Source organism: Streptomyces sp. CB02009 (assembly GCF_001905825.1).
GTDB lineage: Bacteria > Actinomycetota > Actinomycetes > Streptomycetales > Streptomycetaceae > Streptomyces.
Genome location: NZ_LIVV01000002.1, coordinates 429,964 through 453,535, shown reverse-complemented (window position 1 = coordinate 453,535; position 23,572 = coordinate 429,964). Strand labels below are relative to the sequence as shown.

Genomic DNA, 23,572 nt, shown 5'->3' with positions numbered 1-23,572 from the left:
GTGGGAGCGTTGCGCCCCGAGAGCACGAACGGCGCCGGCGGCACGAGTGGCGGCGAACTCGCCGTCCCGATGGCCTGGCTGTGCGCCGAGTACCTGGCCGACGAAGTGCTGCGGGCCGCCGCCCTCGTGGCACCCGGCTCACTGGAGTACCGGGCGGGCCTCCAGGCGCTCGCCCTCACCGTCCACCTCTCGGAGGAGCCGGACGGACCGGTGGACGACCGGCCCGCGGGCCGCGTGGACGAGTGGCTGCGGCACACCGCGTACGACCGGCCCTGGCCGCCCTGGGTCGAGGAACGGCTCGCGGCCCGCCGCACGGCCGGCGGCGGCCCCGACCTGGCGCTCGCGGAGACCGCGTGGCGGCGCCTGCGCGACACCTGGGTCCTCGCCGCCGACCTCGACGCCCGGACGGACGAGGAGTCCGGCTGCACGGTCGACGAGGAGGAGCAGATCTGGCTGCCCGCCTGGAAGCTGGGGCTGCCGCTCGCCCATCTCTCGCTGCACCTGCGCTGAGCCGGCCCGGCTGTCCGGCCGGTCTGCGGTCCACGGTCAGGCCGGTGAACGGTGGACGCCGGGGCGGTACTTGGGGATGCGTACCGTCACCTTCATCCCCGCGCCGACACCCGTCTCGATGACGAGTCCGTACTCCGTCCCGTACACCTGGCGCAGCCGCTCGTCCACGTTGGAGAGGCCGATGCCGGAACCGGCGGGGTGCTCTCCGCGCAGCACCGCCCGCAGCAGCTCCGGGTCCATGCCGATGCCGTCGTCCTCGACGCTCACCACGGCCTCCGCGCCCGCGTCGCGGGCGGCGATCGTGACCCGGCAGCCCCGCTCCCGGTCCTCCAGTCCGTGCTTCACGGCGTTCTCCACCAGGGGCTGGAGGCACAGGAAGGGCAGGGTGACCGGCAGCACCTCGGGGGCGATCTGCAGCGTCACCTTCAGCCGGTCGCCGAAGCGCGCCCCGGCGAGCGCCAAGTACTGCTCGATGGAACGCAGTTCGTCGGCGAGCTGGGCGAACTCGCCGTGCCTGCGGAAGGAGTAGCGGGTGAAGTCGGCGAACTCGAGCAGCAGTTCCCTGGCCTGCTCCGGGTCGGTACGGACGAACGAGGCGATGGCGGCGAGGGAGTTGAAGATGAAGTGCGGGGAGATCTGCGCGCGCAGCGCACGGATCTCGGCCTCCACGATGCGGGTGCGCGAGCGGTCGAGTTCGGCCAGCTCCAGCTGTACGGAGGCCCAGCGGGCCACCTCGGTCGCGGCCCGCACCAGGACGGCCGACTCCCGCGAGCCGTAGGCGACGAGCGCGCCGAGCACCCCGTCCTCCCCGGTGAGCGGGGCGATCACCGCCCAGCGCAGCGGGCAGGCGGGGTCGGCGCAGTCCGTGTGCACGGACCGGCTGCGGCCGCTCTCCAGGGTCTCGGCGGCCTGCTCCGGCACGTGCGCCCGGTGATGGTCCTCACCGGGTCCGTCCCAGGCGAGGACGGCGCCCCGGTCGGTCAGGCAGAGCGCCTCGGTGCCCAGCAGCGAGCGGAGGGTGCCCGCCGCCCTGCGCGCGGTCTCCTCGGTGAGCCCGGCGCGGAGCGGCGGCGCGGCGAGGGAGGCGGTGTGGAGGGTGTGGAAGGTGGCGCGTTCGACGGGGGTGCCGAGATCGGGATCGGCGGCCCGCCGGGCGGTGAACCGTCCGAGGGCGAAGCCCGCGGCGAGCAGCACGGCGCCGGCGGCGGCCGCGGCGGCGAGGGCGATGCCGCTCATCGGCGGACCTCCTGGACGGCGGCGGGCACGGTGCCGGTGATCTCCTCCGGCAGGTGGAGGCGGGCGAGGAGCGCCGGAGTGCCGGGCGGGACACGGCGGGGTGTGGCGAGGGAGACCAGGACCATGGTGAGGAAACCGAGCGGCACCGACCAGACCGCGGGCCAGGCCATCAGGGTGTGCGGCCAGCCCTCGGGGGCGAGCCCCGCCCGGGTCGCCATGACGGCCGCGAGCGCGGAGCCGCCGCCCAGCAGCAGCCCGGCCGTCGCGCCGGGCGGGGTGAGGCGCCGCCACCAGATGCCGAGCACCAGCAGCGGGCAGAACGAGGAGGCGGAGACGGCGAACGCGAGGCCGACCGCGTCGGCGACCGGCACCTTCGAGGCGAACACCCCCACCACCAGCGGTACGGCGGTGGCGAGCAGGGTCGCGAGACGGAAGTGCCGTACGCCCCGGGACGGCAGGACATCCTGGGTGAGGACTCCGGCGACGGACATGGTGAGCCCCGAGGCGGTGGAGAGGAAGGCGGCGAAGGCGCCGCCCGCGAGGAGCGCGCCCAGGAGGTCGCCGAGCAGCCCGCCCAGGATGCGGTCCGGCAGCACGAGCACGGCGGCGTCGGCGGAACCGGTGAGGGCGAGCTCGGGGGCGTAGATCCGGCCGAGGGCGCCGTACAGCGGCGGCAGCAGGTAGAAGGCGCCGACGAGTCCGAGCACGACGAGGGTGGTGCGGCGGGCCGCCCGGCCGTGCGGGCTGGTGTAGAAGCGGACGGCGACGTGCGGCAGGCCCATGGTGCCGAGGAAGGTCGCGAGGATCAGTCCGTACGTGGCGTACAGCTGGTGTCCGTCGCGGCCGCCGGCCAGCGGCTGGGACCAGCCGAGCGGATCGAGCCGGGACTCCGGCCGGCCGGAGTCCGGGGGAGGTTCCGCGCCTGCGGCGACCCTCTCGGGCAGTGCCGCTCCCGGCGCGAAGGCGAGGGTCGTGCCGCCGGCGACGTGATGCGTGCCGGGGGCCAGGGTCACGGTCCGCTTCTCGTACGGGACCGCGTCGACGCTGCCGGTGACCGTGACGGTGAGCGGGTCGTCGAGACCGATCCGTACCGCGTCGGCCACCGTGACGACGGTGTGGCCGCGCAGCACGGCGGGGGCGTCGAAGCGGGCCCGGGGCGCCCCGTCCCCGTACCAGGCCGCGAGCAGGAAGAGGACGGGGACGAGCAGGGCGGTCAGCTTCAGCCAGTACTGGAAGGCCTGGACGAAGGTGATGCTGCGCATGCCGCCCGCGGCGACCGTACCGGTGACGACGAGGGCGACGAGCAGCCCGCCGACCCAGTCGGGCGCTCCGGTGAGGATCTCCAGGGTGAGCCCGGCGCCCTGGAGTTGGGGCAGCAGGTAGAGCCAGCCGATGCCGACGACGAACAGGCTGGCGAGACGGCGCACCTGCGGGGACTGGAGGCGGGCCTCCGCGAAGTCGGAGAGGGTGTACGCCCCCGAGCGGCGCAGCGGGGCGGCGACGAGGACCAGCAGCACGAGGTAGCCGGCGGTGTAGCCGACGGGGTACCAGAGCATCGCGGGGCCCTGGACGAGGACGAGCCCGGCGATGCCGAGGAAGGAGGCGGCGGAGAGGTACTCGCCGCTGATGGCGGCGGCGTTGAGGCCGGGCCGGACCGTGCGCGAGGCCACGTAGAAGTCGGAGGTCGTCCGGGAGATCCGCAGGCCGAGGGCGCCGATGAGGACGGTGGCGAGGACGACCGCGGTGACGGCTGCGACGGCGTAGGTCTGGTTCACGCGGTGCTTCAGCGTTCGACGAGGCCGGTGAAGTCGCGCTCGTTGCGTTCGGCGCGCCGTACGTACCAGTGGGCGATCCCCCAGACGACGGGATACACCCCGACGCCGAGGGCGAGCCAGACGAAGGCTTCGGGGGCGGGCAGGGCGAGGACCAGCGGCAGCGAGCCGACGAGCAGCGCGAGCGCGCCCAGGGCGGTGAGTGCGGCGCGCAGCTGGCTGCGCATCAGGGAGCGGACGTAGGTGTGGCCGAGGGTGGTCTGCTCGTCTATCTCGGAGCGCGCCGGCGGATGGACGGGACGGCGCCTGGCGGCGTCCGGCACGGTCGTCCCGGCGCCGTGGGCGGAGGCGTACGTGACGGTCTCGCGGCGGGGCCTGCGCTGGGGGTCCCCTCGGCCGACGGACGGGGGAGGGTGCTGCTCGGACATCTGCTCGGGCATCTGATCGGGCATCTGATCGGACATCGTCGTCCGCTTCGGTCGGAAGGAGCGGCCATCGGGGCCCGGTTCGCGTGGAGTCTACGCAGGTGGGAACACCCGCGGTAGGGGGTCGGCGCCGTCGGGCTCAGCCCCCTGCGCGGCGCATCAGCAGGTCGCGCAGGGGCCGGGCGTGCCGCCGGCTGACCGCCAGGTCGGTGTCTCCGACCCGTACGGAGGTGGCGCCGCCGTCGAGGCGGAGCTCGTCGATCCGGGCGAGCGCCACGAGATGGCTGCGGTGGATGCGGACGAAGCCGCGGGCCGCCCACCGCTCCTCGAGGGTGGAGAGCGGGATGCGGACGAGGTGGCTGCCGTGGTCGGTGTGGAGGCGGGCGTAGTCGCCGTGGGCCTCGACGTAGACGATGTCGTCGACGGAGACGAACCGGGTGATCCCGCCCAGCTCGACGGGGACCTGCTCGGCCACGGCGGGCGCGGCGGGCCCGGCCGCGGCCGGGGCGGCGGTGGCGTGCACGAGGTCGTGGACGCGGCGCACGGCCTCGGCGAGGCGCTCCCTTCGGACGGGCTTCAGAACGTAGTCGACCGCCTTGAGGTCGAAGGCCTGGAGTGCGAAGCCCTCGTGGGCGGTGACGAAGACGACGAGCGGCGGGCGGGCGAAGCCGGCGAGCAGGCGGGCCACGTCGAGCCCGGTGAGGCCCGGCATGTGGATGTCGAGGAAGACGACGTCGACGGCGTCGTCGCCGTCCGGCCCGGTCTCCAGGGCGCGCCCGATCCTGCGGAGGGCGGCGGTGGCGTCCCCCGCGCCCTCGGCGGAGCGCACACGGGGGTCGGCGCGCAGCAGGTAGAGCAGCTCCCCGAGGGCGGGTTCCTCGTCGTCGACGGCCAGTACGCGCAGCATGCGGCGGAGTGTAACCGGCGGTCGAGGAGCGCCTCCGCGAGCGCCGGCGACTCCACGGCCTCGGGCACGTCCGCAGCCTCGGGCACGTCCGCGAGCGCGAGGCTCTTGCGAGCCCGAGGCTTCCGCGAGCGCGACGCTTCCGCGAGTGGTTTCGCGAGCGCTTCCGCGGCCTCGGGCTACTTCAGGAGCTTGGACAGACGGCGGTCGGCGAGCGGCCTGCCGCCGGTCTGGCAGGTCGGGCAGTACTGGAGGGAGGAGTCGCTGAAGGAGACCTCGCGGATGGTGTCCCCGCACACGGGGCAGGGTTCACCGGTGCGGCCGTGGACGCGCAGACCGCTCTTCTTCTCGGCCTTGAGCTTGCCGGCGGCGAGGCCGTGGGAGCGTTCGACGGCCTCGTGGAGGGTGGTCCGCATCGCCGTGTAGAGGGCGGCGGTCTCGTCCGGGGTGAGGTTCTGGGTGGGTTTGAAGGGGGACATCTTCGCGGCGTGGAGGATCTCGTCGCTGTACGCGTTGCCGATGCCGGCGATGAGGCCCTGGTCGCGCAGGGCGCCCTTGATCTGGCGGTGTTCGCCGGAGAGCAGGGCGGCGAACTCCTCGGGGCCGAAGTCCTCGGCGAGCGGGTCGGGTCCGAGCCGCGCCACGCCCGGGACCTCCCCCGGGTCGTGCACCACGTACACGGCGAGGCGCTTGGTGGTGCCCGCCTCGGTGAGGTCGAAGCCGTCGCCGCCGGTGAGCGCGGTCCGCAGCGCCAGCGGCCCCTTGCCGGGCTTCGGCGGTCCCGAGGGCAGCGGGTCCTGCCAGCGGAGCCAGCCCGCGCGGGCGAGGTGGAAGAGCAGGTGCAGCTCACCGGCGGGGCCCGCGACGGTGAGGTCGAGGAACTTCCCGTGCCGTCCGACCGCGGTGACCTCGGCGCCCTCGACGGCGCTCAGGGGCGGGTCGTACGTCTTGAGCACGCTGATCGCGACGGGCAGCACGCGGGCGATCTCCTTGCCCACCAGATGCGTGTCGAGGAACGCGCGGAGCGCTTCCACCTCGGGGAGTTCGGGCATGCTCCCACCCTGCCGCACGGCCGGCTGGGCCGCTCGCCGGACACCGCCGGGGCGTGTCCACCGGGGCCCGGCATGATCGGGAAGGCACCCCCTAGGGTGGGTGACGTGCGCGTACTGCTCGTCGAGGACGACGAAGACCTCCGGTTCGGGGTGGCCGCCGCTCTGCGGGCCGCCGGGCTCGCCGTCGACGAGGCCGCCGATCTGCCCCGGGCCGACGAGGCCCTGTTCGTGACCGCGTACGACTGCGCGGTCTTCGACCGGATGCTGCCGTCGGGGGACGCCGCCGCCTTCGTCGAGGGGCTGCGGCGCGACGGCCGCGCCGTGCCGGTGCTCTTCCTCACCGCGCGCGACACGGTGGCGGACCGCGTGGAGGGCTTCGCCAGCGGGGGCGACGACTACCTGGTGAAGCCGTTCGCCGTGCCCGAGCTCGTCGCCCGGGTGCACAGCCTGTGCCGGCGCTCCGCCGTCGTCCGGCCCCCGGTCCGGCACGTCGGCGACCTGGAGATCGACACGGCACGTCGGCTGGTCCGCCGGGCCGGGGTGCTCCTCACGCTCACCGCCAGGGAGTTCGCGGTCCTCGAGGCCCTCGCGGCCCGCGCCGACCAGGCGGTCCCGCGTGCCGAGCTGATCGAGAGCTGCTGGGACGAGATGGCCGACCCGCGGTCCAACGTCCTCGAGGTGCTCGTCTCCCAGCTCCGCCGCAAGCTCGGGGACCCGCCACTGATCCACACCGTGCGCGGGGTCGGCTACCGGCTCGCGCCGCCCGACGGCACACGGTGAGGCGGGGGTCCTCCCGCAGGTCGGCGGGGTCGTCGGGCCCGCTCACGCCGACGGAGCGGGTCCTGCGGCTGCGCCGCCGGATCAGTCTGCTGTTCGCGCTGACCAGCGCCGTGGGCCTGGTCGCGATGGCCGCGCTCGCCGTACGCAGCGACAGCGCGCGCTGGCGGGAGCAGCTCGACCACTCGATGGAGGCGGACACCAGCTGGGCCCTGGGGCTGCTGGAGACCGACGAGACCGGGCGGCCGACCACGGACGTCCTCGCGGACACGGTCGACACCGACTGCCCACCGCTGACCGTGCTCCTCGTGAACACGGCGGCCGAGGCCGGGACGAGCGGGACCGGAACCGGTGGCACCGGGTCCGGCAGGACCGACGACGGGGAGCTGATCGTCCAGCGCGCGCCCGCGGCGCCGTGCCTGACGGCCGGTCCCGGGGTGGTCATGGAGGCAGGGCGGGCGGCCGTGCGGGCCGGGGAGGCGCGCGGCTTCGACCGGCACACGGCGGGCGGAGAGCCGGTACGGGTCTTCGCGCTGCCCTTCTACCCGCCGGAGGCGGCGGAGGACACGGCGCCGCAGGGCGCCCTGGTGACCCTGACCGACGCCTCGGCGCAGGGCGACGACCACCGGCGGCTGGTCTGGCTGGTGACGGGCGGCTGCGCGGTCCTCGTCCTCCTCTCGGCGGCCGTCGGACACGCCCTGTCGGGGCGGGCGGTCCGGCCCGCGCTCACCGCGCTCGGGCAGCAGGAGGCGTTCCTGGCGGACGCGGCGCACGATCTGCGGACCCCCGCGGCCTCGCTGCGGACGCTCGCGGAGACGGCGCTGCGCGGCGACACGGACAGCACCGAGGTGCACCGGCGCACGCTGCGTCTCGCGGAGGGCATGGGCAGGCTCGTCGACGGGCTGCTGACACGGGCCCGCCTCATGTCCGGCACGGCCGCGGTGGCGCGCCAGCCGCTCCGCCTCGACCAGGTGGTGGAGGCGGTCGTCCAGGAGGCCGAGGCGTCCGCGGAGGGCCATCGGGTGCGGGTCGAGGCCGAGGACACGGTCGTGGTCGCCGACCCCGACCTGGTCCGGCGCGCCGTCGGCAACCTGCTGGGCAACGCGCTCGCGCACGGCCACGCGCCCGGTGTCCCGGCGGAGGTACGGATCACGGTGACCCGGGACGGCACGCTGACGGTCGAGGACGCGGGGCCCGGCCTGCCGCCCGAGGTCGTCGGCGCCCTGTTCGAACGCTTCCGCAGCGGATCGGGGTCGACCGGCCTCGGTCTGTCGATCGCGTCCTGGGTCGCCCACGCCCACGGCGGCACGCTCACGGCGGGGCGGGCGGACGGGGGCGGGGCGAGGTTCGTCCTGAGGCTGCCGACACCGGACTGAGTGCCGGGTCGGGGCGCGCCGGGTCCCAGCCGCCGCGGCCTCAGGACGGCGGCAGCTGACTCAGGACGGCCGCACCCTCCGAAGGACCGCAGCCGCCGGACGGCCGCAGCCTCAGGACGACGGCGGCTCCCTCGGGCCGGCCGCGGGCTCTGGGCTGCCCCTCACTCCGTACAGCCACAGCCTCGCGATGACAGCGCGGACGCCCCTCCGCCCGTCGCGCCTCCTGCGCCTCATCGGCCCCGTCGCGCCTCCCCCGCCTCCCCCGCCTCCCCCGCCTCCCCCGCCTCCCCCGCCTCCCCCGCCTCCCCCGCCTCCCCCGCCTCCCCCGCCTCCCCCGCCTCAGCAAATCCTCAGCATCCCCGCGCGATCCTTCCCTGGACCGACCACCCATGGGAGTACCTCGTGACCACCGCCCCCACCCGCCGCCGCCAGGCGCTCGTTCTCGCCCTCGCCGTGCTCGGCGTCGCCTCCCTCGGCGCCTGTACGGCCGGGTCCGGCCCCGGCGGGAGCCGGCCGGGGTCCTCGGCCGGGCCCGCCGATCCGGCAGACCGGGCCGACCTGCGGCGCTTCTACGGCCAGAAGCTCGCCTGGAAGCCGTGCGGCGACCACCTCTGCGCGTCGCTCACCGTTCCGATGGACTACGCGCGCCCCGGCGACGGCAGGACCTTCGTCCTGCCGGTCGCGAAGGCGGCCACGGCGGTCCCCGGGAAGCGCGTCGGGTCGGTCGTCCTCAACCCCGGGGGTCCCGGCGAGCGGGGCGTACGGCTCATCGAGGACGGCGGCGCCGACGCGATGGGCCCCGGTGTACGCGAGCGCTTCGACGTCGTGTCCTTCGACCCGCGCGGCGTCGGGGAGAGCAGGCCGGCGCTGACCTGCACCCCTGCGGGGTCCGCGGACACAGCCCCGGGCGACGACGCGTTCTCTCCTCCCCTCGTCCCCCGCACGGACGCCGAGCGCCCCGACGCCCTCGCGGACGCGCGGGCCACCGCGGACGGCTGCCGGAAGGCCAGCGGGCCGCTGCTCGCGCACGTCGGCACGGTCGACGCCGCCCGCGACCTCGACGTCCTGCGGGCGGCGCTCGGCGACCGGCGGCTGACCTACGTCGGCTGGTCGTACGGCACGAGCCTGGGCACCTCGTACGCCGAGCAGTTCCCGCGCCGCGTCCGGGCGATGGTCCTCGACGGGGCGGTCGATCCGTCGCTCGACTGGCGGCAGCGGACGCTCGGTCAGGCCGCCGGTTTCCGGGACGCGGTGGAGGAGTACGCGGCCTCCTGCGCCGATGTGGTCGGCGACGGCTGCCCCGGTGCGACGCCCGAGGAGATACGCGGGCTGATCGACCGGCTCGTCGAGCGGACGCGGCGCGAGCCGCTGCCGGTCGACGATGCCGCGTACGGTCTCGACGCCGCGGCCGTGGTCTCCGCGCTGAGCCTGTCCATGTACACACCCGAGGACCAGTGGGCCGCGCTCTCCGAGGCCCTGGGGGAGGCGGACGGCGGGGACGGTACGAAGCTGGCGGCGCTCGCGTCGGGAGAGGAGGAGCCGCCCGGCACCGACGCCGAGTCCGAGTCCGGCACCGACACCGGAAGCGACGACGCATCCGGCCCCGAGTCCGACGCCGGCACCGTCCCCGAGGACAACAGCGAGGCCGCCCTCATCGCGATCAACTGCCTCGACGTCCCCCACCCGCGCGACCCGCGGGCCTACTGGGACGCGCTCGCCCCCGCCGAAGAGGCGGCGGGCGTCTACGGCACCGCCGGGGTGACGGGCGAACTGGTCTGCAAGGACTGGCCGGCCGGGCCGCAGCGCCCGCACCGGGTGAGCGCCGCGGGTGTCCCCCCGGTCCTGGTCGTGGGCACGGCCGGGGACCCGGCGACGCCGTACGCCGAGGCGGTGAGCCTGGCGCGCCAGTTCCCCGGCGGCATGCTGCTGTCCTTCGAGGCCCCCGGGCACACCGGGTACGGCCGCAACCCCTGCGTCGACAGGAAGGTCGAGGAGTACCTGATCCGCCTGGCGAAGGTCCGCCCCGGCACGGCCTGCACCCCGTAGGCGTCGGGTTACGGCCTCTCCGGGCGCTCCGGCGTCTCCGGCGGGTCCAGGAGGTCGAGTTCGGCCGTCAGGGCCCCGGCGAGCGCGTCGAGGTCGGGGACGGCCTCGCCGTCGGCGACGAGGCCGATGTGGACCTGGCCGCCGTACGGGGACATGGCGACGGCGAGGGACTGGCCGCGGGCCAGCGGGGCCATGGGGAAGAGCGCGCGCAGCGGCGCCCCGCCCAGGGAGAGCGCGGAGCGCGGCAGCGGCACCTGGGTGACCAGGAGGTCGAAGAGGATGCGGGCCGCACCCGCGGCGAACGGGGCGCCGAAGCGGTGGGCGAGCGGCGGCAGCTGGTCGGCGAGGAGGGCGACGGCCCCGGCGCCCCTGAGGGGGCCGGCGGCCTTGTTGCGGTCCATGGCGCTCCGGACCGCGGCCAGCCGGTTCGCCGGGTCGGCCTCGGTGACGGGCAGGTCGAGGAGGTAGCCGGAGAGGCTGTTGCCGGGGCCGGGCGGGGTGCCGGGCCGCCGCCGGGAGACGGGGACGAGGGCCCGGAGGTCGGCTCCGGGGAGGGCCGGCCCGCGGCCGTCGAACCAGCGGCGCAGTGCCCCGGCGACCAGGGCGAGGAGGACGTCGTTGGCGGTGCCCCCGGTGGTGCGGCGGATCCGGTGGACGCGTTCCAGGGGCAGCGACGCGGTGGCGATCCGGCGGGTGCCGCTGGGCTCGGCGGCGAGTGCGGCGGTGGGGCGTCCGTCGAGGCGGCTGGCGCGGACGACGGAGGCACCGACCTCGACGGCCCGGCCGAGGTCGCCGAGCCGGTCGCGGGCCATGCCGAGGAGCCGTCCCGGCCCGGGGAGCCAGGAGCGCGGGGGCACGGGGCGGGCGCCGCCGGCCGTGCGGCGGCCCGCGGCGATCTCGTCGAAGATGCCGGCGCCGATGGCGACCGCGCGCATGCCGTCGGCGAGGGCGTGGTGGAGTTTCACGAGGACGGCGAAGGAGCCGTCGGGGGCGCCGCTGAGCAGGTACATCTCCCAGGGCGGCAGGCCGCGGGCGACGGGCCGTTCCATGAGTTCGGCGGCGAGGCGGGCGGCCTCGGCGGGGAAGTCGGCGCCGGTGAGGGCGATCTCGTGGACGTGCCGGCGTACGTCGAAGTCGGGGTCGGCGCTCCAGGCGGCGCCGCCCACGGGCAGCAGGACGTCGCGGACGCGCATCCGGAGCCGGGGGACGGCGGCGGCGCGGCGGGCGAGCAGGCCGAGGACGTCCGGCGGTTCCTGGCCGCCGGACGTCGGGGCGGGGCCGAAGTGGGCGAGCGCCCCGAGGTGGAGGGGGTGCGCGGTGGATTCCAGGTGCCAGAAGGCCAGGTCTAGCGGTGCCAGTAGCTCGCTGCTCACTCGTGTCCTCACGTACTTGCTGCGCGGAGAGCCGGGAGCACGCAGTCAATCGTGCACCGACAGTTACGGTCAAGGACGAACCGTGCACGCTCTGTCAGCAGTCGCGCCCTTCCGTCCACCGTCGCACCTCTCTGTGACGGGCTCAGTTCTGCACGGTGAATTCGCACCACACGCACTTGCCGCTCCCCCGGGACTCCACTCCCCAGACGTCGGAGATCTGGTCGACGAGCAGCAGTCCCCGCCCGGAGACGCCCGCCTCGCCCGCCTCGCGGCGCCGGGGCAGTGCGCTGGAGCGGTCCTCGACCTCCACCCGGAGCCGGCGTTCGGCCCCGCCGAGGATCCGCAGGGTCACGATGGCCCCGCCGTCGGTGTGCATCAGCGCGTTGGTCATGAGTTCGTCGGCGACCAGCTCGATCTCGTCTGCCCGTTCCTCGGCGCCCCAGGCCCGGACGGCGGCCCTGATCATGTGCCGGGCCGAGCTCAGCGCCTCGGGGTCGTTCTGGGCCACGTGCTGCTGGAACCGGCCCGCTCCGTGGCCGGCGGTCGCGGCCTCGCGGCGCAGGAGCAGGATCGCGACGTCGTCCTCGCCGCCGCGGTCGGCGACCACGTCGCACAGGTGGTCGGCGAGCTCCTGGAGGTCGGCGGGCCCGCGCCGGACGAGGGCGGAGAGCCACTGGAGGCCTTCGTCGAGGTCGGAGCCGGGCTTCTCGACGAGACCGTCGGTGTAGAGCATCAGGGTCTGTCCGGGGTCCAGTTCCAGCGTGGTCACCGGGTAGTCCAGCCGGCCGAACTCGGCGGAGAGCCCGAGCGGCAGTCCGCCCTCCACGGGAATCCTGCGGCAGCGCCCGTCCACCTCCCGGATCAGCGGGTCGACGTGGCCGGCGCGCACCACCTGGACGACCCCGGTGCCGAGGTCGACCTCGGCGTAGGTGCAGGTGGCGAAGCGCTCGGTGTCGAGTTCGTGCAGGAAGACGGAGGCGCGGGCCATCACCGTGGCCGGGGTGTGCCCCTCGGCGGCGTAGGCGCGCAGCACGATCCGCAGCTGGCCCATGACGGCCGCCGCGTGGGTGTCGTGGCCCTGTACGTCCCCGATGACGGCGCCGACCCGGCCGCCGGGGAGCGCGATGATGTCGTACCAGTCGCCGCCGATGTCCCGGCCGAGGCGGGCGGAACGGTAGCGGACGGCCGTCTGGGCGCCCGGCACCTCGGGGATCCGGCGGGGCAGCATCGCCTGCTGGAGCCCCTCGGCGAGGTCGTGCTCCTGCTCGTACAGCATGGCCCGCTGGAGGCTCTGGGCGATGCTGCTGCCGAGAGCGACGAGCAGGGTCCGCTCGTCCTCGCTGAAGCCCGTCTTGTCGCTGTAGAGGAGCCCGAGCGCGCCGATGGGCCGGGCCTGGGCGATGAGCGGGAGGTACACGGCCGCGGTGATGCCGAGTCCGCTGATGTGCGGCCAGAGGACCGGGAAGGAGTCGGCGAAGTCCCGGGGCGACTCGATGAACCGCGGCCGCAGGGTGCGGATCACCTCGCTCATCGGGTACGGCTCGTCCACCCGGGTGAACCGGGTGCCCGGCACGAAGGCGCCGTCGGGGCCCTCGGCGACCAGATGGATGCGGCCGGCGTCGAGGAGGCCCATGACGAGGCTCGCGGCGCCGAAGTGCTCCAGCGCGTGGGAGTCGTTGAGCAGGTCGATGACGTCCTGCACGGTCCGCGCGTAGGCGAGGGCGGCCGTGGTGCCCTCGACGACGCCGGCGCGCCGGCGCTGCCCCTCGTCGAGTCCGAGCCGGGCGGCGGACTCGCTGAGCTCGTGGGTGGCGTCCCTGACGACACCGACGATGCGGACCGGGCGGCCGCTGTCGTCGCGGTGGACGATCCCCTGGGTGTGGGTCCACTGGTGCACGCCGTCCCGGCGGCGGATGCGGAAGTACGCGCCGTACTCGGCGCTGCCGTCCTTGAGCGCCGTGGCGACCAGGGTGTCGAGGCGGCGGGCCTCGTCCGGCAGCACCCGCGAGCCGAGCGAGTCGGGTCGGCCGTCGTACTCGGCGGGGTCCATGTCGAAGACGTCGAGCGCGGCCTCGTCCATGACCATCGTGCCGTCGACGAGGTCCCAGTCGAAACCGCCCATCCGGAAGGCCGTGCCGAACGCGCCCAGGATCCGTGCCCTCCCGGTGCCGGCTCCCTCCAGGGCGCGGCTGAGCCGCCCGACCGCATCCCCTCCCCCGCTGCCCGCGTTCATGGGGCCACGCTAGGCGCAGCCCCGCCCGTGCGCACCATGAAGATCCGTTTCATCCCTCGAAGGTCTCGGGCTGGTCCGGGACCGGCTGGGCGGGGAAGAGGTCCTCGGGCGGCAGTTCGCCGTCCGGGACGGTCGGCTCGCCCGGGGGCTCCGCGAAGGGGTCGGCGGGGTCGGTGTTCGGGTCCTGGTACGGATCCGCGTCGGGCACGGGGTAGGGGTCGGGGTCGGCGGGGCTCGGGGCGGTGCCGGTGCCCCCCGAGGTGTCGGGCAGCGGGCTCTCCGGGACCGGGGGGACCGGCGCGGACGGGACGGGCCGGGAGGGGCTGTCGGGCGAGGCGGGGTCGGAGGACGGACGGCGGCCGGGGGCGCTCGGGTCGGGCGTCGCCTCGCCGAGGGCGCAGCGGTCCGGGTCGCAGTCGGGTTCCACGGCGGGCTTGCGGTCCTCGGCCCCGTCGCTGCCGGTGGCCCGCTCGATCCAGCTGCGGTCCGCGTTGTTGACGATGACCAGGCTGGTGACCACGGTGGTGGTCGGCCGGACGACGATCACGCGCTCGGGGTCGAAGCCGTCCCACGGTTCGCCCTGGTGGATGCCGTCCTGGACGGCGGTCGGGGTGCGGAGCGGGTTGCCGCAGGCGCAGCGGACGCGCGGGGAGCCGTACTGGTCGACGAGGACCGCCGTACCGGTCTGGAGGACGGACTGGAAGGCCTTGGCCCTGCCCTCGCTGTAGCCGTGGTTGGTGACCCGGGTGTCCGAGCGCAGGACGACCGGGGTCAGCCCGCGCAGCCAGTCGGCGAGGTCGGTGTCGCGGATTCCGGCGGCCTCGGCGAAGGCGCGGGTCCGGTCCGCTTCGGCGGAGAGGGACGCGACCTGTCGCTCGACGTCGCAGCTGCCCTCCGCGCGCGTGCCGCCGTAGAGGCCGGGGGTGGAGCCGGTGACCTCCCGGATCTGCGCGCCGTCGCTCTCCGGGCCCTGGGCCGGGGCGGACGTCCGCGCGGTGGCCCGCGCCGAGGACTCGGTGAAGGGGTCGGGGCCCTGGGCGGCGAAGGGCTGGAGGAGGACGTCCTGCGTCGGACCGGCCGCGGCGGGCTGGGCACCGCCGCGGGACCCCTCCCAGACGGAGGTGCACCCGGCGAGGAGGAGCGAGGCGGTGAGTGCCGCGAGCGCGGACCGGGCGACGGCGGCGCGCGGGCCGGACACGCGGGGAGATGCCGGGTCGGGGGCGGTCGGGCCGGACACGTGGGAAGCCGCCGGGTCGGGGGCGGTCGGGTGGGTCGCGCCGGGAGCGGCGGGGGTTCGCCACGTCCGGCAGAGGGGTGAGCGCACCTGGTTCTCCCGCTTTCTCTCCCGGGCCACGGCGCCCGGTTCCGGCCAGTCCTTCATGTCTGTCGCAGTGCGCGGGGCCCCGCAAGCGGAGGGCCGCCGACCGTGTCGCCCACGCACTTGAACACGTTCAAGAAAGGCTCTACGCTCGAACCTGCCAGTTGAACACGTTCAAGTGGGGGGAGGCGCGATGACCGCACTGTCGGTCCTGGTGGGCACGGTCGTCACCGTCGGCATGGTCTGGGTGGTCCCGACGGGGCTCGCGCTCCTCGACGGCCCCCGGCCACCGGGGTGGGATCCGCTCCGGCGCGCCTGGCCGCTGTTCGCCGTGCCCGGCGTGCTCGCCCTCTGGCTGCCCCGCTCCGGGCTGTCGACCGGGCTCGCCGCCGTCTACGCCCTCGCCACGCTGGCCCTCGCGCTCCAGGCCCCGGCCCGGCTGGTCCTGAACCGTTCCCTGGCACCCGGCGAGGTCGCGGTCCTCACCGCCCTGGTCGCGCCCTCGGTCGCCGGGCTCGCCCTGGTCGCGGAACGGGCCTCGTACCCGCTCTTCGGCTTCGACCTGGACATCCTGGCGCTGACCGTCCCGCACTTCCACTTCGCGGGCTTCGCCGCCGCCCTCGTCGCCGGTCTCCTCTGCCGCGTCGCCGACGGCCCCGCCGCCCGCTTCGCCGCGCTCAGCGTCCCGGCGGGCACCCTGCTCGTCCTGCTGGGCTACTTCGTCGACGACTGGGCCGAGCTGCTCGGCGCGGTCGTCCTGACGGCCGGCATGACGGCGGTCGCGGTCCTGACCCTGCGCGAGCGCCGCGCCCTGGCGGCCGACCGCCTCACCCGGGGACTGCTCGCCGTATCGGCCCTGGTCCTCTTCGCCACCATGCTGCTCGCGCTGAGCTGGGCGGTGGGCGAGGCGACCGGCCTTCCGCACCTCGATCTGACCTGGACGGCCGCGACCCACGGCCTGGGCAACGCCCTGGGCTTCGCCGTCTGCGCGCTGCTCGCCCACCGCCGCCTCCGCTCGGACCACGCGGCGCCGCACCCGCCCTCGACCCACCTCACGACTCCCACGACCCCCGCCCCTCCCCCGGCCCACCCGCGAACGGAGCTTCCCGCATGACCCGCCTCATGAGCAGCCTGTCCCGGCCCGACCGCTCCCGCCCGGCCCTCAGCTACCGCGAGGTCGCCGCCACCCGCACCCCGGCCGACCTCCCCGAGGGCTACCACCACCTCCGGTACAGCGCGGTCGTCGGCCACGGCCGGGCCGCCTTCGAGGCCGCCGGAGCCGCCGTCACCACCTGGCGGATGCACCGCGCCACCGGGGCGCGCCTCCTCGCCGACGCCGACCGGGCCGCGCCCGGCGTGACCGTCGAGATATCGGCGGGCCTCGGCCCGCTCCGGCTCGGCGCCCCCTGCTCGGTGATCTGGACCGCGTACGAGGAGCGGCGCGTCGGCTTCGCCTACGGGACCCTGACCGGGCACCCGGAGTGCGGCGAGGAGTCCTTCATGGTCCACCTGGAGCCGGACGGCACGGTGCGGTTCGCGGTCACCGCGTTCAGCCGCCCCGTCGCCTGGTACACCCGGCTCGGCGGCCCCGTGGTCCCCCTTCTCCAGCGGGAGTACGCGCGCATGCTGGGCCGGACGCTGCGGCGCCTCGTCAGGACGTGATCCCGGGCCGATACTGGAAGCGATGGAGTGGTTCACCGCACCCGACCACTGGCTGAGCCGGATCGTCTTCCAGCGGGGCCTCGCCGGGCTGTACTGCGTGGCGTTCCTGTCGGCGGCCCTGCAGTTCCGGGCGCTGATCGGGGAGCGCGGCATGCTCCCCGTACCGGCGTACGTGCGCGGCACCCGGCCGCGGCACACCCCCTCGCTCTTCCACTGGCGCTACTCCGACCGCCTCTTCGCCGCGGTCGCCTGGTCAGGCGCCGCGCTCGCCCTCGCGCTGCTCGCGGGCGCCGGGGACGCGGTACCGCTACCGGTGTCGATGCTGCTGTGGCTGGTCCTGTGGGCGCTGTACCTGTCGATCGTGAACGTGGGCCAGACCTGGTACGCCTTCGGCTGGGAGTCGCTGCTCCTGGAGACCGGGTTCCTGGCGGTCTTCCTCGGCAACGACGAGGTCGGACCGCCGGTCCTCGTGCTGTTCCTGCTGCGCTGGCTGCTCTTCCGGGTCGAGTTCGGCGCCGGGCTCATCAAGATCCGCGGCGACCCGTGCTGGCGCGACCTGACCTGCCTCTGCCACCATCACGAGACCCAGCCGATGCCCGGCCCGCTGAGCTGGTTCTTCCACCACCTCCCGCGCCCGCTGCACCGGGCGGAGGCGGCGGCCAACCACGTCGTCCAGCTCTTCGTGCCGTTCCTGCTGTTCACCCCGCAGCCGGTGGCCACGGTCGCGGCCGGTCTGATGATCGCCACCCAGCTGTGGCTGGTGCTCTCCGGCAACTTCGCCTGGCTGAACTGGATCACCATCGTGCTCGCCCTCTCCGTCGTGGACGCCTCCCCCGTCACCGGCGAGCACCCCCGGCCCGATCCGCCGGTCTGGTACGTGGTCCTGGTCGTCGTGGTCACCTTGTTCGTCCTGGTACGGAGCTACCGCCCGGTGCGCAACCTGCTCTCCCGGAACCAGGCGATGAACCGCTCGTACGACCCGTACCACCTGGTCAACACCTATGGGGCGTTCGGCACGGTCGGGCGGATCAGGGACGAGATCGTCGTCGAGGGCACCGACGAACCGGTGCCGCACGCGGGCACGGTGTGGCGGGAGTACGACTTCAAGGGCAAGCCCGGTGATCCGCGCCGGCTGCCCCGCCAGTTCGCCCCGTACCATCTGCGGCTCGACTGGCTGATGTGGTTCGCGGCGCTCAGCCCGGGGTACGCGCGCGACTGGTTCGGGCCGTTCGTCGAGCGGCTGCTCGACGGAGACCGGGACACCCTGCGGCTGCTCGCCCGCAACCCGTTCCCCGACGCGCCGCCGACGTTCGTCCGCGCGCGGCTCTACCGGTACCGCTACACGACCTGGCGCGAGCTGCGCGCGACCGGGGCCTGGTGGCACCGGACGCTCGTCCGGGAGTACCTGCCGCCGACCCGGCTGCGGGAACCGGCGCGCGGACCCCGCTGAACGCACCGGTGCCCCCGGCCGCGAACGGCCGGGGGCACCGGGGGTGAAGCGGGGATCAGTCGATGCTGGGCAGGATGTGGGGCTCGGCGAGGTCGTCCTCGTAGCCCGCGAGCCGGATCGGGGCCGCGTGGGCCCACACGTCGAGGCTCCCCAGCTCGCCGCTCCTGCGCGTCCGGTCGTTGGGTTCGGCCGGTCGCGGTTCCTGCTTCGTCAGTTCTGGTGTCACCGCGCACTCCTCTGTGTCGCGTACCTGTAGGACAGATGCCGGTCGGTCGCGGTGGCGCCGTTGTCGGGCGGGACCGCGGCCTTGGTGGCAGGCCTGTCCCTGGAAGACCGTGAGGACGGTGTGTCTCCTCGGTGGCCGACCGTGGACATCACACTAACCAAATGAGCACGCCTGCGCTCTACCGGGCTCCGAACTGTGACGCAATCGGGTGAACCAAGCCGAAAGAGCGCCCCACCTGGCCGGTGAGGCGCTCTTGCCGGAACGGCGGAAACCGCCTGTGCGGGCGGTCCCTGAGGGTTCCTACCAGTTCGCGGGGGCGTAGTCCTTCAGGAAGCAGCCGTAGAGGTCCACGCCGTCCTCGCCGCGCACGATCGGGTCGTACACCCGGGCCGCGCCGTCGACCAGGTCGAGCGGGGCGTGGAAGCCGGCCTCGGCGAGGCGCAGCTTGTCGAAGTGCGGACGCTCGTCGGTGATCCAGCCGGTGTCGACCGAGGTCATGAGGATGCCGTCGGTCTTGAACATCTCCTCGCCGCTGGTCCGCGTCACCATGTTCATCGCGGCCTTGGCGGCGTTGGTGTTCGGGTGACCGGCGCCCTTGTAGCCACGGCTGAAGACGCCCTCCATGGCGGAGACGTTCACGACGTACGAACGTCCCGAGGCGGCCTTCCTCGCCGCCTCCGCCATCACCGGGCGCAGCTTGCTGATGAGGATGAACGGCGCCGTGTAGTTGCACAGCTGGGTCTCGAGGAGCTCCACCGGGGAGATCTGCTCGATGCTCTGCACCCAGGTGTTGGAGTCGACGACGTCCGGGACCAGGCCGCCCGCGTCGATGGCGGTGCCGTCGAGGTGCTTGGCGATGGTGGCGTTGCCCGCGACGAGCGCCAGGTCGGCGACCTGCTGGGCCTCCAGGTCGCGCACGCCGGCGGGAAGCTCGGACGATCCGACGAGCTCGCCGACCGCGCCGGAGTTGAAGGCTCCGATCACGTGGTGGGCGGGCAGCTCGCCGGCCGGCAGCGCGGCGCTCTCGCCCTCCACGAGGGCGGCGTACGCGGACGGCAGCCGGCGCACGGTCTGCGTCGCGTTGTTGATGAGGATGTCCAGCGGACCGGCCTCGGTCATCTGGTCGGCGAGCGCCACGGCCTGGGCCGGATCGCGCAGGTCGATGCCGACGACCTCGAGGCGGTGCATCCAGTCCGCCGAGTCCTCCATCGCCTTGAAGCGGCGGATGGCGTCCTTGGGGAAGCGGGTGGTGATGGTGGTGTGGGCCCCGTCGCGCAGCAGCCGCAGCGCGATGTACATGCCGATCTTCGCCCGGCCGCCGGTGAGCAGGGCGCGCTTGCCGGTGAGGTCGGCGCGGGCCTCGCGCTTGGACCGGTTCTCGGCGGCGCACTTCTGGCAGAGCTGGTGGTAGAAGTAGTCGACCTCGACGAACCGCGTCTTGCAGACGTAGCAGGAGCGCGGACGCTGGAGTATCCCGGCGATCCGGCCCTCCTCGGTGACCGAGGACGGCAGGATGCCCTCGGTCTCGTCGTCGATGCGCTGCGCGGAGCCGGTGGCCGTGGCCTCGGTGACCGCCTTGTCGTTGGCCGTCTTGAACGCCCGGCGCTCCTGGCGGCGGCGCTGCTTCACGGTCCGGTAGATCCCGGCGGTGGCGCGCCGGACGCGGATGGCGTCCGGGTGGTCGACGTCCAGCTTGTCGAGCTCGTCGAGGACGCCGAGGCAGACGGCCAGGCGATCGGGGTCGATTCCCGGCCCGTAGTCCTGGTTTTCTTCGGTCACCGTCATGGCCTTCGGGTTCCTCGTTCGCTCGTACGTCACCGTTCGTGGGCTGTCACCGTCCGTGGACGCGTACGACGGCAACCTCAGCAACTTTACGGAGCGGGGGCCCGCCCCTCCAAACCCGTTCGGGGGGCGTGGTCGAAGACACAGTCGCCGCACAGTCCCGCGCCGGGGCAGCGGTAGTAGAGGCAGCAGCTGGAGCGGCGCAGCCGGGGCCCGCGGACCGTACCGGCGAGGTCGGGGTGGTCGAGGAGTCCGGAGACCAGCTCGGCGGCCCGTGCGGCGGCCTCGGGGCGGTCGTGGGCGTGCGCCCAGCGGGTCAGCTCGCGCAGCGCGCCGGCCAGGGCGGAGCCCGCGTTGCCCCAGAGCAGGCGCGGGGAGATCCGCCCGTCGCGGCGGAGTGCCGCGTGGAAGGGCACGAGGTGGGCCTCCTGGACGGCCGCGCGGAGCTCCTCGACGGTCCCGGGGCGGGTGCCGGAGCCGGCCCACCACAGGTCGTCGGGTGAGGTGAGGGTTCCGTCCCAGTACAGCTCGGCGGGGTCGAGGGCGGGGAAGCGGCCGTGGAGGGCGGCGGGCCCGAGGGCGGTCGACCAGAGCCGGGCGGCGAGCCCGAGGTGGGCGACGGACGCCCCGACGCGCCGCTCGGGGGCGCCCAGCCGGGCGGCGACCCGGTCCACGCGCGCGTGGAGGGGCCCGTCCTCGCCCGCGTACAGGCGCGCGAGCGGGCGGTGCCCGCCGCCGCTCTCCGGCGCGCTGGTGCGCAGGGCGAAGAATCCGCCCACCGAGCCGCTCTCGACGAGATCCACCCGAGCTCCCCCATGTTCCGGTCGCGGTCGCGTGCCGAGGTCTTCCGGGCACGGATTCCGACCACGGTAACCGCTCCGCACAGCTCTTCGGCACGGCTCGAAAAAGTCGCTTTGCACCCGTTCTGACCTGCACGGGTGTACATCTCCAGGCGTACGTCCGGCCCATGTACTGCGCCAGGTGTACCCGCGAAGACGTCCCCTGGTACGACGACGCGATCGGCCGGGAAGAGAGATCGTGGAAGGTATGAGTCCCCTCCTGCTGTCCGTCCTCCTGGCCCTGGTCTCGGCGGTCGCCTACGCGGCCGCGGCGATCGTGCAGGAGCGGGTCGCGGCCTCCGCCGCAGGTCCGCGCTACGCGCCGCTGCGCAGCCCGGCCTGGTGGGGCTCCGTCCTGCTCAACGGCCTCGGCGCCACCCTGCACGTCGCGGCCCTCGCGTACGGACCGCTCAGCCTGGTCCAGCCGCTGGGTGCGCTCACGATCGTGTTCGCGCTGCCCATGGCCGCGCTGTTCGTCGGCCGCAAGGCCGGTTCGCGGGCCTGGCGCGGCGCCGTGATGGCCACGGTGGGTCTGGCCGGACTGCTCAGCCTCACGAGCGGTGCCGAGGCCCGGTCGCTCGCCGACGGCGACCGGTGGCTGCTCGCCGGCTGCACCTTCGGGCTGGTGGCCCTGCTGTTCGCGGCCGCGCACCTGGTGGGCAGGTCGGTGCTGCGCAGCGTCGTCCTGGCCGCCGCCGCGGGTGTCGCCTTCGGCATCGCCTCGGTCTTCACGAAATCCGTGGCGGAGGAGTGGACGCCCGGCGCGCCGCTCGCTCAGTGGCCCGCGCTCCTGGTGCTCTCGGCGCTCGCGGTGACCGGGCTGCTGCTGTCCCAGGCCTCGTACCGGGGCGCGGGGCTCGCGGCCCCGCTGGCCACCGTCACGGTGGTCAATCCGGTGGTCGCCGCGGCCGTGGGCCTGACCCTGTTCGGCGAGAGCTTCCGCTACGGCGCGGCGGGCACCGTCGCCGCGCTGATCAGCGGCGCGGTGGCCGCGGGCGGCCTGATCCAGCTCACGCTGGACCGGATGACGGTGCCGGCCGAGTCACCGCCGGCACCGGGTCAGGGGCGTGCGCCGGACTCCGGGCCAGCAGCGGGGTCAGAGGGAGACCCCGCGCGCCCTGAGGTAGGCCAGGGGGTCGATGTCGGAGCCGTACCCGGGACCCGTCCGTACCTCGAAGTGCAGATGCGGTCCCGAGCTGTTGCCGGTCGATCCTGACCGGCCGATGCGCTGGCCGGCGGTGACCCGCTGGCCCTCCCGCACGGCGAGCGCGGACAGGTGGGCGTACTGGCTGTAGCGGCCGTCGTCGTGGCGGAGCACGATCTGGTAGCCGTACGCGCCTCCCCACCCGGCGGAGACGATGCGTCCCTCCGCCACGGCCTTGACGGAGGTGCCGGTGGGCACGGGGAAGTCGACGCCGGTGTGGTAGCCGCTGGACCAGGAGGAGCCCGGCTTGCCGTAGCGGGTGCCGATCCCGGCGGAGACGGGGGCGGAGTAGCGGGCCTCCGACGCCTCGGAAGGCCGCGGCTTGGTGGCGGGCCGGGGAGCGGGCTTCGGCTTGGGCTTGGTGGCGGGTTTGGCCACCTGCTTCGCCACGGGCTTCGTGGCGGGCTTGGACACCTGCTTCACGGGCGGCTTGGCAGCCGGCTTGGTGGCGGGCTTGGTCACCGGCTTCGCCGCGGGCTGCTGGGCGACCGGCTTCGCGGTCGGCTTCGCGGTCGGCGGTGCGGCGGGCCTGGTCCGGGGCGCGGTGCCCGGTCCCGAGAGCTTCGGCGGGGCCGTCGCGACCGAGGGGGCCTTCGTCGGCGGCTTCGCGGGGGCGGCGATGCGCAGGGTCAGGCGCTGGCCGGGGTGGATGAGGTCGGGGTCGTCGCCGACGACGGGCCGGTTCGCGTCGTACAGGCGCTTCCAGCCGCCCTGCACCCGCTCGTCGCGGGCGATCTTCGACAGGGAGTCGCCGGGCGTCACCGTGTACATCTCACGGACGGTGGGGACGGCGGTCGGGCCGACGTTCCTGGCCGGGCGCTCGGATAAGGCGCGCTGACCGGGCAGGGAGGCGGTGCTGGGCGTGTTCCCGGCGCGGGAGGCCTTCGTGGTCCCCGTACCGCCGGGGGTGATGTCCGGGGCGTCTCCGCCCCGGGCGAGGCCCGCGGCGGGCCCGCAGGACGGCCAGGCGCCCGGCCCCTGGCCCTTCAGGACCCGCTCCGCGATCGCGATCTGCTGGTCCTTGGAGGCGAGGTCGGCGCGCGGCGCGTAGTGCGTGCCGCCGTAGGCCTCCCAGGTGGACTGGCTGAACTGCAGACCGCCGAAGTAGCCGTTGCCCGTGTTGATGTGCCAGTGGGAGGTCGACTCGCAGGACGCGACCTTCTCCCAGACATCGAGCGAGGCGGCATGAACGGTGCCCGCACCGATGAGGGGCAGCGCCATTCCGGCGCCTCCCGCGGTGACGGTGAGCGAAGCACGGTTGATCCGGCTCGGCTGGTGGCGGCGGTGACGTCCGCGTACGGCCATGGGCCCCCCTTGAACACAGCAGCAGCCGTCCAAGTTAGGGGTGGCGCACGCTCCGTGACAAGGGATTCGCCAAAGCCCAAGC

The 23,572-nt window shown here is 74.7% G+C and carries 20 protein-coding genes; 8 read left to right on the top strand and 12 right to left on the bottom strand.

What is annotated here, in order from left to right; all coding sequences use genetic code 11:
* Positions 1-69 precede the first annotated feature (69 nt).
* Positions 70-510, top strand: coding sequence for a hypothetical protein (locus AMK27_RS09420; RefSeq protein WP_382512445.1), 441 nt, complete (start codon positions 70-72; stop codon positions 508-510).
* A 36-nt stretch (positions 511-546) separates the two neighbouring features.
* Here AMK27_RS09420 and AMK27_RS09415 read toward each other — a convergent pair whose 3' ends face one another.
* The 5 genes from AMK27_RS09415 to AMK27_RS09395 form a co-directional block, all read right to left on the bottom strand.
* A complete protein-coding gene (locus AMK27_RS09415) occupies positions 547-1,746 on the bottom strand; it encodes a histidine kinase (protein WP_073904676.1) in 1,200 nt (399 codons plus the stop codon).
* Positions 1,743-3,521 (bottom strand): sodium/solute symporter, encoded by a 1,779-nt coding sequence (locus AMK27_RS09410; protein WP_073904674.1) that lies wholly within the window; start codon positions 3,519-3,521, stop codon positions 1,743-1,745. Before AMK27_RS09410 ends, AMK27_RS09415 begins: the two co-directional genes overlap by 4 nt.
* An 8-nt stretch (positions 3,522-3,529) precedes the next feature.
* Positions 3,530-3,946, bottom strand: coding sequence for a DUF485 domain-containing protein (locus AMK27_RS09405; protein WP_241847457.1), 417 nt, complete (start codon positions 3,944-3,946; stop codon positions 3,530-3,532).
* Between the two features lie 136 nt (positions 3,947-4,082).
* On the bottom strand, positions 4,083-4,850 hold the full coding sequence (locus tag AMK27_RS09400; RefSeq protein WP_073904672.1) for a LytR/AlgR family response regulator transcription factor: 768 nt from the start codon (positions 4,848-4,850) through the stop codon (positions 4,083-4,085).
* A 176-nt stretch (positions 4,851-5,026) separates the two neighbouring features.
* Positions 5,027-5,899: an Fpg/Nei family DNA glycosylase gene (locus AMK27_RS09395; RefSeq protein WP_073904670.1), complete on the bottom strand. Its 873-nt coding sequence runs from the start codon at positions 5,897-5,899 to the stop codon at positions 5,027-5,029.
* A gap of 105 nt (positions 5,900-6,004) precedes the next feature.
* On the opposite strand from AMK27_RS09395, the gene AMK27_RS09390 reads away from it, so the two are divergent.
* The 3 genes from AMK27_RS09390 (at position 6,005) to AMK27_RS44155 (ending at position 10,098) form a co-directional block, all read left to right on the top strand.
* A complete protein-coding gene (locus tag AMK27_RS09390) occupies positions 6,005-6,679 on the top strand; it encodes a response regulator transcription factor (protein WP_073905902.1) in 675 nt (224 codons plus the stop codon).
* Positions 6,676-8,052 (top strand): sensor histidine kinase, encoded by a 1,377-nt coding sequence (locus tag AMK27_RS09385; RefSeq protein ID WP_073904668.1) that lies wholly within the window; start codon positions 6,676-6,678, stop codon positions 8,050-8,052. Before AMK27_RS09390 ends, AMK27_RS09385 begins: the two co-directional genes overlap by 4 nt.
* Before the next feature lie 402 nt (positions 8,053-8,454).
* Positions 8,455-10,098, top strand: a complete 1,644-nt coding sequence (locus AMK27_RS44155) for an alpha/beta hydrolase (RefSeq protein ID WP_073904666.1) — start codon at positions 8,455-8,457, stop codon at positions 10,096-10,098.
* A gap of 8 nt (positions 10,099-10,106) precedes the next feature.
* Here the strand turns inward: AMK27_RS44155 and AMK27_RS09370 are convergent, their stop codons facing one another.
* The 3 genes from AMK27_RS09370 to AMK27_RS09360 all read right to left on the bottom strand — a co-directional run bounded on the left by AMK27_RS09370 (position 10,107) and on the right by AMK27_RS09360 (position 14,941).
* Entirely contained in the window at positions 10,107-11,471 is a 1,365-nt protein-coding gene (locus AMK27_RS09370) for a wax ester/triacylglycerol synthase family O-acyltransferase (RefSeq protein ID WP_073904664.1), read from the bottom strand.
* Positions 11,472-11,613: 142 nt separating this feature from the next.
* Positions 11,614-13,593 (bottom strand): SpoIIE family protein phosphatase, encoded by a 1,980-nt coding sequence (locus AMK27_RS09365; protein WP_241847455.1) that lies wholly within the window; start codon positions 13,591-13,593, stop codon positions 11,614-11,616.
* 160 nt (positions 13,594-13,753) lie between these two features.
* Positions 13,754-14,941: a DUF6777 domain-containing protein gene (locus tag AMK27_RS09360; RefSeq protein WP_241847401.1), complete on the bottom strand. Its 1,188-nt coding sequence runs from the start codon at positions 14,939-14,941 to the stop codon at positions 13,754-13,756.
* 283 nt (positions 14,942-15,224) lie between these two features.
* Between AMK27_RS09360 and AMK27_RS09355 the strand changes: the two genes are divergently transcribed.
* From AMK27_RS09355 to AMK27_RS09345, 3 genes are read left to right on the top strand one after another with little or no spacing between them, the layout of a single operon-like run.
* A complete protein-coding gene (locus AMK27_RS09355; RefSeq protein WP_079188390.1) occupies positions 15,225-16,136 on the top strand; it encodes a YndJ family protein in 912 nt (303 codons plus the stop codon).
* Positions 16,133-16,684, top strand: a complete 552-nt coding sequence (locus tag AMK27_RS09350; protein ID WP_073904660.1) for a DUF1990 family protein — start codon at positions 16,133-16,135, stop codon at positions 16,682-16,684. The genes AMK27_RS09355 and AMK27_RS09350 overlap by 4 nt, the downstream gene beginning before the upstream one ends.
* 22 nt (positions 16,685-16,706) lie before the next feature.
* A complete protein-coding gene (locus tag AMK27_RS09345; protein ID WP_073904658.1) occupies positions 16,707-18,134 on the top strand; it encodes a lipase maturation factor family protein in 1,428 nt (475 codons plus the stop codon).
* Between the two features lie 55 nt (positions 18,135-18,189).
* Here AMK27_RS09345 and AMK27_RS42970 read toward each other — a convergent pair whose 3' ends face one another.
* The 3 genes from AMK27_RS42970 to AMK27_RS09335 all read right to left on the bottom strand — a co-directional run bounded on the left by AMK27_RS42970 (position 18,190) and on the right by AMK27_RS09335 (position 20,945).
* A complete protein-coding gene (locus tag AMK27_RS42970) occupies positions 18,190-18,360 on the bottom strand; it encodes a hypothetical protein (protein WP_198955828.1) in 171 nt (56 codons plus the stop codon).
* A gap of 300 nt (positions 18,361-18,660) precedes the next feature.
* Positions 18,661-20,145, bottom strand: coding sequence for an SDR family NAD(P)-dependent oxidoreductase (locus AMK27_RS09340; protein WP_073904656.1), 1,485 nt, complete (start codon positions 20,143-20,145; stop codon positions 18,661-18,663).
* An 86-nt stretch (positions 20,146-20,231) separates the two neighbouring features.
* On the bottom strand, positions 20,232-20,945 hold the full coding sequence (locus AMK27_RS09335; protein WP_073904654.1) for a (2Fe-2S)-binding protein: 714 nt from the start codon (positions 20,943-20,945) through the stop codon (positions 20,232-20,234).
* Positions 20,946-21,189: 244 nt separating this feature from the next.
* Between AMK27_RS09335 and AMK27_RS09330 the strand changes: the two genes are divergently transcribed.
* Positions 21,190-22,197, top strand: a complete 1,008-nt coding sequence (locus AMK27_RS09330; protein WP_073904652.1) for a DMT family transporter — start codon at positions 21,190-21,192, stop codon at positions 22,195-22,197.
* Here the strand turns inward: AMK27_RS09330 and AMK27_RS09325 are convergent.
* The gene (locus tag AMK27_RS09325) at positions 22,078-23,490 is read right to left on the bottom strand and encodes a transglycosylase family protein (protein WP_073904650.1); all 1,413 of its coding nucleotides are present in this window, start codon (positions 23,488-23,490) and stop codon (positions 22,078-22,080) included. The genes AMK27_RS09330 and AMK27_RS09325 overlap by 120 nt on opposite strands.
* Positions 23,491-23,572: the final 82 nt, after the last annotated feature.